12 protein-coding genes and 1 pseudogene are annotated in these 13,707 nt (G+C 33.8%); all 13 read left to right on the top strand.

The genetic code is table 11. From position 1 onward, the window contains the following. Positions 1-2: 2 nt before the first annotated feature. The 13 genes and pseudogenes from lacD (at position 3) to topA (ending at position 13,586) form a co-directional block, all read left to right on the top strand. Positions 3-986 carry a tagatose-bisphosphate aldolase gene (gene lacD / locus STRUR_RS05580; protein ID WP_006739895.1) on the top strand — a complete coding sequence of 328 codons (984 nt, stop codon included), beginning with the start codon at positions 3-5 and terminating at the stop codon, positions 984-986. Positions 987-1,009: 23 nt separating this feature from the next. Further along, positions 1,010-1,327: a PTS lactose/cellobiose transporter subunit IIA gene (locus STRUR_RS05575; RefSeq protein ID WP_006739201.1), complete on the top strand. Its 318-nt coding sequence runs from the start codon at positions 1,010-1,012 to the stop codon at positions 1,325-1,327. Further along, positions 1,327-3,024 carry a lactose-specific PTS transporter subunit EIIC gene (locus STRUR_RS05570; protein ID WP_006740310.1) on the top strand — a complete coding sequence of 566 codons (1,698 nt, stop codon included), beginning with the start codon at positions 1,327-1,329 and terminating at the stop codon, positions 3,022-3,024. Before STRUR_RS05575 ends, STRUR_RS05570 begins: the two co-directional genes overlap by 1 nt. A gap of 72 nt (positions 3,025-3,096) precedes the next feature. Beyond that, positions 3,097-4,503, top strand: a complete 1,407-nt coding sequence (gene lacG, locus STRUR_RS05565; protein WP_006739816.1) for a 6-phospho-beta-galactosidase — start codon at positions 3,097-3,099, stop codon at positions 4,501-4,503. Positions 4,504-4,594: 91 nt separating this feature from the next. Beyond that, positions 4,595-5,491 carry an aldose 1-epimerase family protein gene (locus tag STRUR_RS05560; protein WP_000234210.1) on the top strand — a complete coding sequence of 299 codons (897 nt, stop codon included), beginning with the start codon at positions 4,595-4,597 and terminating at the stop codon, positions 5,489-5,491. Positions 5,492-5,865: 374 nt separating this feature from the next. Further along, on the top strand, positions 5,866-6,087 hold the full coding sequence (locus tag STRUR_RS05555; RefSeq protein WP_006739042.1) for a helix-turn-helix domain-containing protein: 222 nt from the start codon (positions 5,866-5,868) through the stop codon (positions 6,085-6,087). 268 nt (positions 6,088-6,355) lie between these two features. Continuing rightward, positions 6,356-6,589 (top strand): hypothetical protein, encoded by a 234-nt coding sequence (locus STRUR_RS05550; RefSeq protein ID WP_000693749.1) that lies wholly within the window; start codon positions 6,356-6,358, stop codon positions 6,587-6,589. 74 nt (positions 6,590-6,663) lie between these two features. Continuing rightward, positions 6,664-8,177: pseudogene (locus STRUR_RS05545) on the top strand (site-specific integrase). Positions 8,178-8,267: 90 nt separating this feature from the next. Continuing rightward, positions 8,268-9,125 carry a ribosome biogenesis GTPase YlqF gene (ylqF, locus tag STRUR_RS05540; protein WP_006738547.1) on the top strand — a complete coding sequence of 286 codons (858 nt, stop codon included), beginning with the start codon at positions 8,268-8,270 and terminating at the stop codon, positions 9,123-9,125. Then, positions 9,112-9,894, top strand: coding sequence for a ribonuclease HII (rnhB, locus tag STRUR_RS05535; protein ID WP_006740161.1), 783 nt, complete (start codon positions 9,112-9,114; stop codon positions 9,892-9,894). Before ylqF ends, rnhB begins: the two co-directional genes overlap by 14 nt. A gap of 8 nt (positions 9,895-9,902) precedes the next feature. Further along, positions 9,903-10,454 carry a sugar O-acetyltransferase gene (locus STRUR_RS05530; RefSeq protein WP_006739988.1) on the top strand — a complete coding sequence of 184 codons (552 nt, stop codon included), beginning with the start codon at positions 9,903-9,905 and terminating at the stop codon, positions 10,452-10,454. Between the two features lie 58 nt (positions 10,455-10,512). Next, positions 10,513-11,355 (top strand): DNA-processing protein DprA, encoded by an 843-nt coding sequence (gene dprA, locus STRUR_RS05525; protein ID WP_006740428.1) that lies wholly within the window; start codon positions 10,513-10,515, stop codon positions 11,353-11,355. Positions 11,356-11,453: 98 nt separating this feature from the next. Further along, the gene (topA, locus tag STRUR_RS05520) at positions 11,454-13,586 is read left to right on the top strand and encodes a type I DNA topoisomerase (RefSeq protein ID WP_006738721.1); all 2,133 of its coding nucleotides are present in this window, start codon (positions 11,454-11,456) and stop codon (positions 13,584-13,586) included. The last annotated feature ends 121 nt before the right edge of the window (positions 13,587-13,707 follow it).

Genomic DNA, 13,707 nt, shown 5'->3' with positions numbered 1-13,707 from the left:
AAATGACAATTACTTTAACTGAAAACAAACGTAAAAGCATGGAGAAACTAAGTGTAGATGGTGTTATTTCTGCCTTAGCCTTCGACCAACGTGGAGCTCTCAAACGTATGATGGCCCAACATCAAACAGAAGAACCAACAGTAGAACAAATTGAAGAGCTTAAAAGTTTAGTTTCTGAAGAACTTACACCATTTGCATCATCAATTTTACTTGATCCTGAATATGGCTTGCCAGCAAGTCGTGTTCGTTCAGAAGAAGCAGGCTTGTTGTTGGCATATGAAAAAACAGGATACGATGCAACAACAACTAGTCGCTTACCTGATTGTTTAGATGTTTGGTCTGCGAAACGTATTAAAGAAGCTGGTGCAGAAGCAGTTAAATTCCTTCTTTACTATGATGTTGATGGAGATAAAGATGTCAATGAGCAGAAAAAAGCTTACATTGAACGTATTGGTTCTGAATGCCAAGCAGAAGATATTCCATTCTACCTAGAAATTCTAACTTATGATGAGAAAATCTCTGACAATGCTAGTCCTGAGTTTGCAAAAGTTAAAGCTCATAAAGTTAACGAAGCAATGAAAGTATTCTCAGAAGAACGCTTTGGTGTTGACGTGTTGAAAGTTGAAGTTCCAGTAAACATGAAATTTGTAGAAGGCTTTGCAGAAGGTGAAGTTCTCTTTACAAAAGAAGAAGCAGCTCAAGCTTTCCGTGATCAAGAAGCTTCTACTGATTTACCATACATTTACTTGAGTGCAGGTGTTTCAGCCAAGTTGTTCCAAGATACTTTGGAATTTGCAGCAGAATCAGGCGCAAAATTCAATGGTGTATTGTGTGGACGTGCTACTTGGGCAGGATCTGTAAAAGTCTATATTGAAGAAGGACCTAAAGCAGCTCGTGAATGGTTGCGTACAGAAGGTTTCAAAAATATTGACGAATTAAACAAAGTACTAGATAAAACTGCAAGTCCTTGGACTGAAAAAATTTAACATTATTTTCGGAGGAAACTACAATGAATAGAGAAGAAACTACTCTTTTAGGTTTTGAAATCGTAGCCTATGCTGGTGATGCCCGCTCTAAATTCTTAGAAGCTCTTAAAGCAGCGCAAGAGGGGAATTATGCTAAAGCAGAAGAATTAATCGCAGCAGGTAGTGAATGCTTGAACGATGCTCATAATGCTCAAACAAGTCTACTACAAAAAGAAGCTGCGGGAGAAGATTTGGCATATAGTGTTACTCTTATGCATGGTCAAGATCATTTAATGACTACCATTTTATTGCAAGATTTAATGAAACACATAATTGAACTTTATAAGAGAGGAGCAAAATAATGAATGGATTAATTGCTCAGATTGAGAAAGGGAAACCTTTCTTCGAGAAAATTTCTCGAAATATCTATCTTCGTGCTATTCGTGATGGTTTTATCGCTGGTATGCCAGTCATCTTGTTCTCAAGTATCTTTATCTTGATTGCCTATGTTCCAAATGCATGGGGCTTCCATTGGAGTAAAGATATTGAGAATCTTTTGATGACACCATACAACTACTCAATGGGTATTTTAGGTTTGTTTGTAGCTGGTACGACTGCGAAAGCATTAACCGATTCAATGAACCGCTCATTGCCTAGCACGAACCAAATCAACTTTATTTCAACCATGCTTGCTGCTATTGTAGGTTTTCTACTAATGGCGGCTAATCCAGCAAAAGACGGTAGTTTCTTAACTGGATTTATGGGAACAAAAGGTTTGTTGACAGCCTTCATCGCAGCATTTATTACCGTAAATGTCTATAAAGTCTGTGTGAAAAACAATGTCACTATTCGCATGCCTGAAGAGGTTCCACCAAATATCTCTCAAGTATTTAAGGATTTGATTCCATTCACGTTATCAGTTGTACTTCTTTATGTGATTGAATTGATTGTTCATACTACTTTAGGCGTTAACGTTGCAGAATCAATTGGTAAACTTCTTGCACCATTGTTCCAAGCAGCAGATGGCTATGTTGGAATCACTATTATCTTCGGTGCATTTGCTTTCTTCTGGTTTGTTGGTATCCACGGTCCTTCTATTGTTGAACCAGCCATTGCAGCGATTACTTACGCAAATGCTGAAACCAACCTTCAATTACTTCAGGCTGGTGAACATGCGGACAAGATTTTGACTTCAGGGACTCAAATGTTCATCGTTACCATGGGTGGTACTGGTGCAACTCTCGTCGTTCCATTCATGTTCATGTGGTTAACAAAATCAAAACGTAACAAAGCCATTGGACGTGCATCTGTTGTTCCAACATTCTTCGGAGTTAACGAACCAATCTTGTTCGGTGCTCCACTTGTTTTGAACCCAATTTTCTTTATTCCATTTATTTTGGCACCAATTGTCAATGTATGGATTTTCAAATTCTTTATTGATACACTTGGAATGAACAGTTTTACTGCAAACTTGCCTTGGACAACACCAGCTCCATTAGGTCTTATTCTTGGGACAAACTTCCAAGTGCTAGCATTCATTTTGGCAGCTTTGTTAATCGTTGTTGATGTCATTATCTACTACCCATTCTTGAAAGTATACGATGAGCAAATTCTTGCTGAAGAAGCAGCAGGTACGAATTCATCTGATGCGCTAAAAGAAAAAGTAGCAGCAAACTTTGACACTAAGAAAGCTGATGCTATTCTTGAAAAATCAGCAGCTAAAGAAACTAAAGTAATCACTGATCAAACTAATGTGCTCGTTCTTTGTGCCGGTGGTGGTACAAGTGGACTACTAGCAAATGCTTTAAATAAAGCAGCTAAAGAATATGGTGCACCTGTCACTGCAGCAGCAGGAAGCTATGGTGCTCACCGTGAAATCTTACCACAATATCAACTTGTTATCCTTGCACCTCAAGTAGCTTCTAACTATGAAGATATGAAAGTGGAAACTGATAAACTTGATATTAAATTAGCTAAAACAGAAGGGGCTCAATACATCAAATTGACTCGCGATGGTCAAGGTGCATTGGACTTCGTTAAAGAACAAATGGAAAAATAATATTTCGCAAGGGAAGGTTGGGGGAACTCAATCTTCCTTTATAGTGAAATGAAAATTTAGAAGAGGTATATCATGACTAAAACATTACCTAAAGATTTTATTTTTGGTGGTGCTACAGCTGCTTACCAAGCTGAAGGAGCTACCCACACAGATGGCAAAGGACCAGTAGCTTGGGATAAATACTTAGAAGACAACTATTGGTACACTGCTGAACCAGCAAGTGATTTTTATAATCGTTACCCTGTTGATTTGAAACTTAGTGAAGAATTTGGTGTCAACGGCATCCGTATCTCTATTGCCTGGTCTCGTATTTTCCCAACAGGAAAAGGAGAAGTTAACCCTAAAGGAGTAGAATACTACCATAATCTCTTTGCAGAGTGTCATAAGCGTCATGTTGAGCCTTTTGTTACACTTCACCATTTTGATACACCAGAAGCTCTCCACTCGGATGGTGATTTCCTCAATCGTGAGAACATTGAACATTTTGTAAATTATGCAGAATTCTGTTTTAAAGAATTCTCAGAAGTTAACTATTGGACAACATTTAACGAAATTGGGCCTATTGGTGATGGTCAATACTTGGTTGGTAAGTTCCCTCCAGGTATCCAATATGATTTGGCAAAAGTTTTTCAATCTCATCATAATATGGTGGTTTCTCATGCTCGTGCCGTGAAACTCTTTAAAGACGGTGGCTATTCAGGTGAAATCGGTGTTGTACATGCTCTTCCAACTAAGTATCCATTTGATGCTAACAATCCTGACGATGTTAGAGCGGCTGAACTTGAAGATATTATCCATAATAAATTTATTCTTGATGCAACTTATCTTGGTAAGTATTCAGATAAAACAATGGAAGGTGTTAACCATATCCTTGAGGTGAATGGTGGTGAACTTGATCTTCGTGAAGAAGATTTTGTAGCACTGGATGCTGCAAAAGATTTAAATGATTTCCTTGGTATTAACTACTATATGAGTGATTGGATGCAAGTTTTTGATGGCGAGACTGAAATCATTCATAACGGTAAAGGTGAAAAAGGAAGTTCCAAATACCAAATTAAAGGTGTTGGTAGAAGAGAAGCACCAGTAAATGTTCCGAAAACAGATTGGGATTGGATTATTTATCCTCAAGGTCTATATGATCAAATTATGCGGGTAAAAGCAGACTATCCTAATTATAAAAAGATTTACATTACTGAAAATGGTCTTGGTTATAAGGATGAATTTGTAGACGGAACAGTTTATGATGATGGTCGTATTGACTACGTGAAAAAACATTTGGAAGTGATTTCTGATGCGATTTCAGATGGTGCTAACGTTAAAGGATACTTTATCTGGTCTCTGATGGATGTTTTTTCATGGTCAAATGGATATGAGAAACGTTACGGTCTCTTCTATGTTGATTTTGAGACACAAGAACGTTATCCTAAGAAGAGTGCCTACTGGTATAAAAAAGTAGCAGAAACTCAAGTGATTGAATAATTTTATAAATACTTCTTTAATACATTTTTACACAAAATAAGAGTGTTGGTGAGCGCACTAACGCTCTTGTTTTGTTTATAGGGAGAATAAAATGGTAATTGAATTAACAAATGAAGAGTTAACAGTACAATTTAAAGAATTTGGTGGCGCACTTTCTTCTATTAAAGACAGTGACGGGATAGAATATTTATGGCAAGGTAATCCAGAATACTGGAGCGGACAAGCTCCTGTCCTCTTTCCGATTTGTGGTAGTTTAAGAAATGATATTGGCTTTTTCAAAAATGAAGATGGATCTTTTCATAAAGGACAAATTCCTCGTCATGGTTTAGTCCGAAAAGAAAACTTTACTTTTGAACAAATCTCAGAAAATAGTGTTTCATTTACAATCACACCAAATGAAAACATGTTAGAAAATTTTCCTTATCAGTTTGAATTAAAAATTATCTACACTTTGAATGACAACACAATTCGAACAGAGTATCAAGTGACAAATCACGAAGATAATAAAAAAATGCCTTTCTTTATTGGTGGCCACCCTGGATTTAATTGCCCACTATTTGATGGTGAACAGTATGAAGATTACTATCTGGAGTTTGAAAAAGAGGAGACCTGTGAAGTTCCTAAAGCATTTCCTGAAACAGGCTTGTTAGATGTGCAGAACCGTACTGCTTTCCTAAACCAACAAAAAACTATCGATTTAGACTATTCGCTTTTTGATTATGATGCTATTACCTTAGATGATATTCAATCAAGAAGTGTATCACTTCGTTCAAAAAAACACGATAAAGGATTGACATTAGATTTCTCTGATTTTCCGAATTTAATTCTCTGGTCAACAATAAATAAAAGTTCGTTTATTGCCTTAGAACCATGGAGTGGTCTATCGACATCATTGGAAGAAAACGACACGGTGGAGGATAAGCGATTAGTAAGTTTTGTTAATCCTGGAGAAACAGCAGTGAAATGTTTTGATATTACAATATTATAGTTGATAATTATGAAGAGTTTTTAATTCAAAAGGCAGTATTGTCTTTTGAATTATTTTATAGAGAAGGTGTTTGATTCATGCTAATGTCAGTATTATGTTTGGATGATAGTCTAAAAGCTATTCTAGTTAATCACGTTTGTAAATCCACAATTAAGAAGATATGTTGAGTATTATTTTTTTGTTATAAATAATCTGAAAATTTATGTTAATTCAGTTTTATGCAACAATATACTAACCTCTTCTTCATTTGATTTACTGGAAAATAGTTGTGATTTTAATTTAAAAGTTTACAAATTAATCACCACTGTCCAAATAGGACAATTTCAAAGAATACGTCTAAAAGTATCCTATACTTTTTCATAGGAGAAAGCTAGATGTACCAACGTATAAGAGATTTGAGAGAGGATAATGACCTAACTCAAAAAGAAGTTGCTACTATTCTTTCCTTTACTCATTCTGCTTATGCGAAAATAGAAAGGGGGGAAAGAATATTGTCTGCAGAAGTCTTTATAAAAATTTTAAATATTTATGGTGTTAATATTGATTATCTATTAGGACTTACAGATTTTCCTTATAGGTATCCATCAAAAAAATAGTCTCTCCTTGATTTGTTCATTGACAATTGAATAAACCGAGGTGGGACTTTCTTATTTGTCGAGCATTTTAGTTTGATTCGCAGGGATAGGAGCGATAACAATCAGCTATAAAATAGAATGGTCCTCTATCTGCCATGACTACAAATAAGGACAATGATACTTCTGACCGTTCAGGCTGCCAGCGTAAAAGGACAGCGAGTGAAATACCCATGAGTGATTTAACCAGTCATACCCACTGAGGAAAATAATAAAAAAGAGAGAAGTTATTATGAAAATTAAATTTGTATCGGTTGAGAATAGTATAGCTGAGTGGGCAGATAAAAAAGCTATATTAAGGAGATGGGAAGGTCTTAATCAATATACACTAAATAGATGGTTGGGTGAAATGAGAGATAATAAACAGTTTAAAGAATATGTGATAAACCCAACTCATAAATTGGTCTTTATTAATTTGGAAGGCTTTGAAGAGTTTTTAAGATGGAAACAAAGGGCGGTAAAATAAGGAGAATCATGGTATAATATAGGATGGTTATATTTCTATGATTGATTTTTCATTTCAAGTTTAAGGAAAAGAAAATGTACTATAGAACAAAAACTAATTCAAAAGGAATTACACGATATGAGGTTGTAGATAAATATAAGGATCCACTTACTGGAAAATGGAAGACAGCTGTTGTCAGTTATCATAAAAACACAAGTCGCGCTCGAAAACAAGCACAACGAGAGCTCGAAGATAAAATTGAGTTATTAATAAATGGTAGTGAAGCCCAATTCAATCCTCAGTTGATAAGAACTTTCGGAGAGCTGAAGAAGAATTGGCTAGAAACATGGTCTGTATCTGTCAAGTCTCAGACAGTGAAACGAGAAGCTTTTGTGCTAGAACGTCTTGGTGAAATTATTGGTGATGATTATTTACTCGAACGTTTAACACCATTGTTGATGAAAAAGTGTTTGACTACCTATATGGAGAAATACAATGCATCACAATCTACGATGACACATATAAAAAGCACCTGTAATAAAATTTTTAATCATGGTGTCCTTTACAATGTCATTCCCTTTTCACCGATGTCTGTAATTAAACTAGAAACATCCCTTGAGAAAAAGCGTGAAGCCAAGAAAAAACGTGACGCTAAGTTTTTGGAAATTCATGAAATTAGAGCTTTTTTTGAAACTCTAAGTCGAAGAAGAAATCCAAATTACTATGACTTAGCTATAGTTTTACTATTTTCAGGACTTCGAATCGGGGAAGCTGCTTTCACAAAGGATGATTTTGATGCTGAGAGAGGAGTATTACATATTGATAAAGCTTTGCAATACCATGATTTGAAAGTTTCGGAATTTTACTTTGATGATACTAAAACTATAAATGCTGATCGAGATGTTGCGTTACCTAAAGTGGCGTGTGATGCTATTTTAAGAGCTATAAGGCGCAGTGAGGATTTTGATTGTTATGCGAATGCAAACCCTTGTGAAGCATTTACATTCTCTGAGAGTGTTTTTCGAACAGAATACGGTTCACCAATCACTTCGCACTCTTTCCGAGAAGTTCTCGCTCGTGTTGAAACTGAACTTACCAAGAACTGCGAAGAGAGATACGGTTTCAAATGGACAAAGCATGTAACTCCACACTCATTTAGGCATATGCATATCACTTATTTACAAAGTGAGGGTATGTCAGTCGCTATAAAAGAAATTATGGAACGTGTTGGGCATGCTAACTATGAAACAACAATGTCGTATACTCATAGTCAAGGAGCATCTCAAGATCAAACAATTAAAGCATTAGATAATTTTATTAATAGTAATCATTTTAGATTTGAAGCATTGAAAGCTTGGTCTAGTAAATATTCTAAAATATTAAATGATGAAATAGAAAATAATTTTGATTCAAAAATACTTGAATTTACTTTAGCTGATTTTAGAGAAAAACTTGGTCTAAAATCAACTTATACACCTTCACATATAACAGCAAATATAATTCCTAAACTCAAGAAAGATCTGTCAAAATATTACAAGTCATTTGATATTTCTTATTTAAGATAAGAGAAGGGAAACAAAAAGTTGTTGGTTATAGACTAACTTGGTGAATACAAAATCTTGGTGCCTGCTTGGTGCCTAGCAGAAAACAGGCAGGTTTTACATGCAAAAAACCTTGCTACGAAAGGAATTTAAACTCTATGGCTACTATTCAATGGTTTCCTGGACATATGTCTAAAGCAAGACGTCAGGTACAAGAAAATATAAAACATGTTGACTTTGTGACGATTTTAGTTGATGCAAGATTACCATTATCAAGCCTTAACCCGATGCTAACAAAGATAGTTGGTGATAAACCAAAATTAATGATCTTAAATAAAGCTGATTTAGCTGATTCACAACGAACAAAACAATGGCGTGATTTTTATGAGAAAAAAGGTATAAAAACACTTTCTATCAACTCAAAAGAACAATCTACCGTCAAAAAAGTAACTGATGCTGCCAAAGCATTAATGACTGATAAATTAAAAAAATTGGAAGATAGGGGGATTCAAAAACAAACTTTAAGGACTATGATTATTGGTATCCCAAATGCTGGAAAGACAACATTAATGAATAGGCTAGCAGGTAAGAAAATAGCAGTTGTAGGAAATAAACCTGGCGTTACTAAAGGGCAACAGTGGTTAAAATCAAATAAAGATTTAGAAATATTAGATACTCCAGGAATTTTATGGCCAAAGTTTGAAGACGAGCAAGTTGGCTTAAAATTAGCCTTGACAGGTGCAATTAAAGATCAACTGTTACCAATGGATGATGTCACAATATTTGGTTTAAATTTCTTTAAAAATAATTATCCGGAGAGATTAAAAAAACGATTTAAAGATATAGACTTGGAAGAAGAAGCTCCAGAGATAATTATGTCTTTAACTTCAAAACTAGGGTTTAAAGAAGAATATGATCGTTTTTATCAACTGTTTGTGAAGGAAGTGAGAGAAGGAAAATTAGGAACTTACACTTTAGACCTTGTAGATGATGTAGAATTAAATGAAAACAATTAAAAAAATTACAGAGGAACTCAATTTAATAGATAAGATAGATGATCCTAGATGGGAAGAATACCTTAAAGATAATCGAAAAGGTGTTTCAGTAGCTATTACGAGACGCCAAAAAGCTATTTTATCAGATTTAGCAGAATCTGAAAGACTAGATAAAATGCTTATTCATGAAAAACAAGCTTATCAAGAAGGTTATTGTCAAATTGCAGGGATTGATGAGGTAGGACGTGGTCCGCTAGCAGGTCCAGTGGTTGCAGCTGCGGTTATTCTACCTAAAAACTGTAAAATTAAAGGATTGAATGATTCAAAGAAAATACCAAAATCAAAACACAGGGCTATTTATCAAGATATCCTAAATCGCGCTTTAGCTGTTGGAGTGGGGATTAAAGATAATACAATTATTGATCAGGTAAATATTTATGAAGCAACAAAACTAGCGATGCTTGAAGCAGTTTCCAATTTGTCCAAGACTTTAATTCCTGATTTGCTATTAATAGATGCAATGACATTGGATACACAAATACCTCAAAAATCAATGATTAAAGGAGATGCAAACTCACTTTCTATAGCATCAGCTTCAATTGTGGCAAAAGTCACTAGAGATGATATCATGACTGATTTTGCAAAAATTTATCCTAATTACGACTTTGATCATAATGCTGGTTACGGTACTAAAAACCATTTAGCAGGAATAAAAACATATGGTATAACACCAATACACCGTAAATCTTTTGAACCTATTAAGTCTTATAATGACAACACAATTTTTTAGGAGATTAAATGAAGACTGAAAAAGAAAAAATGTTATCTGGAGAATTATATGATTGTAAAGATCCAGAATTAACAGAAATGAGACGAATTTCAAATCAATATATCTATCAGTTTAATAATGAGCCTGACAAAATGAAGAGACAAGTTTTGATTAAAGAATGGTTTGGCAAAACAGGAGAGAATGTAACCGTAAAACCCTATTTTTCTTGTGATTATGGATCCAATATCTTTCTTGGTGAAAATTTTTATGCTAATTTTAATGATACATTTTTAGATGTTGCTCCAATTTATATCGGTGACAATGTTATGATGGGTCCAAATTGTCAATTAGTGACACCCATTCATCCTCTAGACCCTAAAGAAAGGCTTTCAGGTTTAGAATATGGCTTGCCAATTACCATAGGAAATAATGTTTGGTTGGCAGCAGGAGTTACTATTTTACCTGGAGTTACTTTGGGAGATAATGTAGTAGTTGGAGCAGGAAGTGTCGTTACTAAATCCTATAAAGATAATGTTGTTATAGCTGGAAATCCTGCAAAAATAATTAAAGAAATAAAATAAAAAGCCAATTAATTTGGTTTTTTTATTTTATTTCGAATCTATATAATGAGAGGTAATTATGAATAACTTTGAATTATATAAATTAAAAAAATCAGGTTTAGCAAACAAAGCTATTTTAAATGTATTGTCATATCAAGAGAAAAATCAAAAATCACTATCAATTCGTGATATAGCGGTAGTTTCACAAACTAAAGATCCAGTTTCTTTTATAGAAAATTATAAGAAAATTGATTCAAAAGAATTACGAAAAGAATTTTTAAAATTTCCTAGTTTTTCTATTTTAGATTCTATTTATCCTGAGTCTTTAAAGCAAATTTATAATCCACCTGTGTTACTTTTTTATCAGGGAAATCTTGATATTTTAGAACTTCCTAAAATAGCCGTCGTCGGCTCTCGTGATTGTAGTCAAGAAGGAACAAAAGTATTAGAGAAAATCATAAAGGAATTGGGAAATCAATATATTATAGTTTCTGGTCTTGCTAGAGGGATAGATACATCAGCTCATATGTCTTCTTTAAAATTTGGAGGTTCAACTATAGCTGTTATTGGAAATGGTTTAGATTATTTTTATCCCAAAGAAAATAAAGTTTTACAAAATTATTTGTCAAAAAATCATTTAGTGTTAAGTGAATACGGTCCTAACCAATCACCATTAAAATTCCATTTTCCTGAAAGGAATCGTATTATTGCAGGTTTATCAAAAGGAATTTTAATAATAGAAGCAAAATTAAGATCTGGAAGTTTGATTACTTGCGAAAGAGGATTAGAAGAAGGAAGAGATATTTTTGCTGTACCAGGATCCACACTATCAGGTTATTCAGAGGGTTGTCATCAGTTGATCAAAGAAGGTGCTTATTGCGTTACAAGCGGTCAAGATATATTATTACATTATCAGTGCTGACTAAAAGGTTTCTTTGATTGAACAAATATTTTTTATTGACAGTTTAATTAAAATGGTATATTATTCTATAAGTTTAATACTTATAGGAAGTGGAAATATTGGTAACAAAAACAAAATCAACTAGCAAAACAGCTAAAAAAACCACAAAGAAGAAAAAGTCGACAACGGCAAAAAAAAATTTGGTTATTGTTGAATCCCCAGCAAAAGCTAAGACGATTGAGAAATACCTTGGTAGTAATTATAAAGTTGTAGCTTCGGTTGGCCATATTAGAGATTTAAAGAAATCAACAATGTCAATTGATTTTGATAATAATTACGAACCAGAATATATTAATATAAGAGGTAAAGGACCTCTTATTAATGCTTTAAAAAAAGATGCTAAAAATGCAAAAAAAGTTTATCTGGCAAGTGACCCGGATAGAGAGGGAGAAGCCATTTCTTGGCATTTAGCACATATTCTTAATCTTGATTTAGCAGATCAAAATCGTGTAGTATTTAACGAAATTACAAAAGATGCCGTTAAAAATGCATTTAATGAACCGCGTCAAATTGATATGGATCTAGTCGATTCACAACAAGCAAGACGTGTACTTGATCGTATTGTCGGTTATTCTATTTCACCATTACTATGGAAGAAGGTGAAAAAAGGATTATCAGCTGGTCGTGTTCAATCAGTTGCTTTAAAATTAATTATTGACCGTGAAAATGAAATTAAACAATTTAAGCCTGAAGAATACTGGACAATTGATGGGACGTTTAAAAAAGGAAATAAAAAATTTAAAGCATCTTTTTATGGAATAAATGGAAAAAAATATCCATTAAAAACGAATGATGATGTTCAGAAAGTTATGAGCCTTCTTAATTCAACTCATTTCGATATTTCTAAAGTTGAAAAGAAAGAAAGAAAGAGAAATGCTCCGTTACCTTATACAACATCTTCATTACAACAAGATGCTGCAAATAAAATAAATTTTAGAACACGTAAAACCATGATGGTTGCTCAACAGCTCTATGAAGGAATTAATCTTGGTACAAATGGAACGCAAGGGTTGATTACTTATATGCGTACTGATTCTACACGTATCAGTCCTGTTGCTCAAAACGATGCAGCTAAATATATTACCTCAACTTTTGGAGCTAATTATTCTAAGCATGGCAATAAAGTTAAGAATGCTAGTGGTGCTCAAGACGCTCATGAGGCTATTAGACCTTCAAATGTTTTTTATACACCAGAATCAATAGCAAAATTCTTAAATAAAGACCAATTAAAATTATATACTTTAATTTGGAATCGATTCATTGCTAGTCAGATGACTGCTGCCGTATTTGATACTGTAAAAGTTAATATTGAGCAAAATGGTGTTTTATTTATTGCTAATGGTAGTCAAGTTAAATTTAAAGGCTATATGGCAGTCTATAATGATTCTGATAAGAATAAGACACTGCCAGAAATGGTATCAGGAGATGTTGTTAAAAAGGATTCCACAAGTCCAGAACAACATTTTACACAACCACCTGCACGCTATTCAGAAGCAACATTAATAAAGACATTAGAAGAAAATGGTGTTGGACGGCCATCAACTTATGCACCTACATTAGAAGTTATTCAAAGACGCTATTATGTAAAATTAGTAGCAAAACGTTTTGAACCAACAGAATTAGGTAAAATTGTAAATAATCTTATAATAGAGTTTTTCCCAGATATCGTAGATGTGACATTTACAGCTGAGATGGAAAAACGATTAGATGAAGTAGAGCTTGGGAAAGAGCAGTGGCAGCACGTTATTGATTCGTTCTACAAACCATTTATTAATGAACTGGAAAAAGCAGAAGTCGAAATTGAGAAGATTCAAATAAAAGATGAACCTGCTGGCTTTGACTGTGATGTTTGTGGTCACCCTATGGTTATAAAATTAGGACGTTACGGAAAATTCTATGCATGCAGTAATTTTCCAGAATGTCACAATACAAAAGCTATCACAAAAGAAATCGGTGTTACCTGTCCAAAATGTAAAAAAGGACAGGTAATAGAACGTAAAACCAAGAAAAATCGTGTGTTTTATGGTTGTGATCGCTATCCAGAATGTGATTTTACATCTTGGGATATCCCTATTGGGCGAAATTGTCCAAAATCAGGTGATTATCTTGTCGAGAAAAAAATTCGTGGTGGTGGTAAACAAGTTGTATGTAGCAATGAAAATTGTGACTACGAAGAAGAAAAAATAAAATAAAAAATAATCTATTTTTATAGGTTATTTTTTTTTAAAGTAAAATAGGATCATATATGCTATACTTTTGTTATTATTATTTTAATCTCATAAAATCAATAATAAACTCATATAAAGGTAATAG

The sequence above is a fragment of the Streptococcus urinalis 2285-97 genome, assembly GCF_000188055.2.
GTDB classification, from domain to species: Bacteria; Bacillota; Bacilli; order Lactobacillales; family Streptococcaceae; genus Streptococcus; species Streptococcus urinalis.
This window is presented reverse-complemented; position numbering and strand designations above follow the sequence as displayed.

What these genes read in the sequence shown, in the direction of transcription:
- STRUR_RS05575 (WP_006739201.1), top strand. Translation starts at nt 1,010, where the DNA reads ATGAATAGAGAAGAAACTACTCTTTTAGGTTTTGAAATCGTAGCCTAT.
- STRUR_RS05530 (WP_006739988.1), top strand. Translation starts at nt 9,903, where the DNA reads ATGAAGACTGAAAAAGAAAAAATGTTATCTGGAGAATTATATGATTGT.
- STRUR_RS05560 (WP_000234210.1), top strand. Translation starts at nt 4,595, where the DNA reads ATGGTAATTGAATTAACAAATGAAGAGTTAACAGTACAATTTAAAGAA.
- STRUR_RS05550 (WP_000693749.1), top strand. Translation starts at nt 6,356, where the DNA reads ATGAAAATTAAATTTGTATCGGTTGAGAATAGTATAGCTGAGTGGGCA.
- STRUR_RS05570 (WP_006740310.1), top strand. Translation starts at nt 1,327, where the DNA reads ATGAATGGATTAATTGCTCAGATTGAGAAAGGGAAACCTTTCTTCGAG.
- ylqF (WP_006738547.1), top strand. Translation starts at nt 8,268, where the DNA reads ATGGCTACTATTCAATGGTTTCCTGGACATATGTCTAAAGCAAGACGT.
- lacG (WP_006739816.1), top strand. Translation starts at nt 3,097, where the DNA reads ATGACTAAAACATTACCTAAAGATTTTATTTTTGGTGGTGCTACAGCT.
- lacD (WP_006739895.1), top strand. Translation starts at nt 3, where the DNA reads ATGACAATTACTTTAACTGAAAACAAACGTAAAAGCATGGAGAAACTA.
- rnhB (WP_006740161.1), top strand. Translation starts at nt 9,112, where the DNA reads ATGAAAACAATTAAAAAAATTACAGAGGAACTCAATTTAATAGATAAG.
- STRUR_RS05555 (WP_006739042.1), top strand. Translation starts at nt 5,866, where the DNA reads ATGTACCAACGTATAAGAGATTTGAGAGAGGATAATGACCTAACTCAA.
- dprA (WP_006740428.1), top strand. Translation starts at nt 10,513, where the DNA reads ATGAATAACTTTGAATTATATAAATTAAAAAAATCAGGTTTAGCAAAC.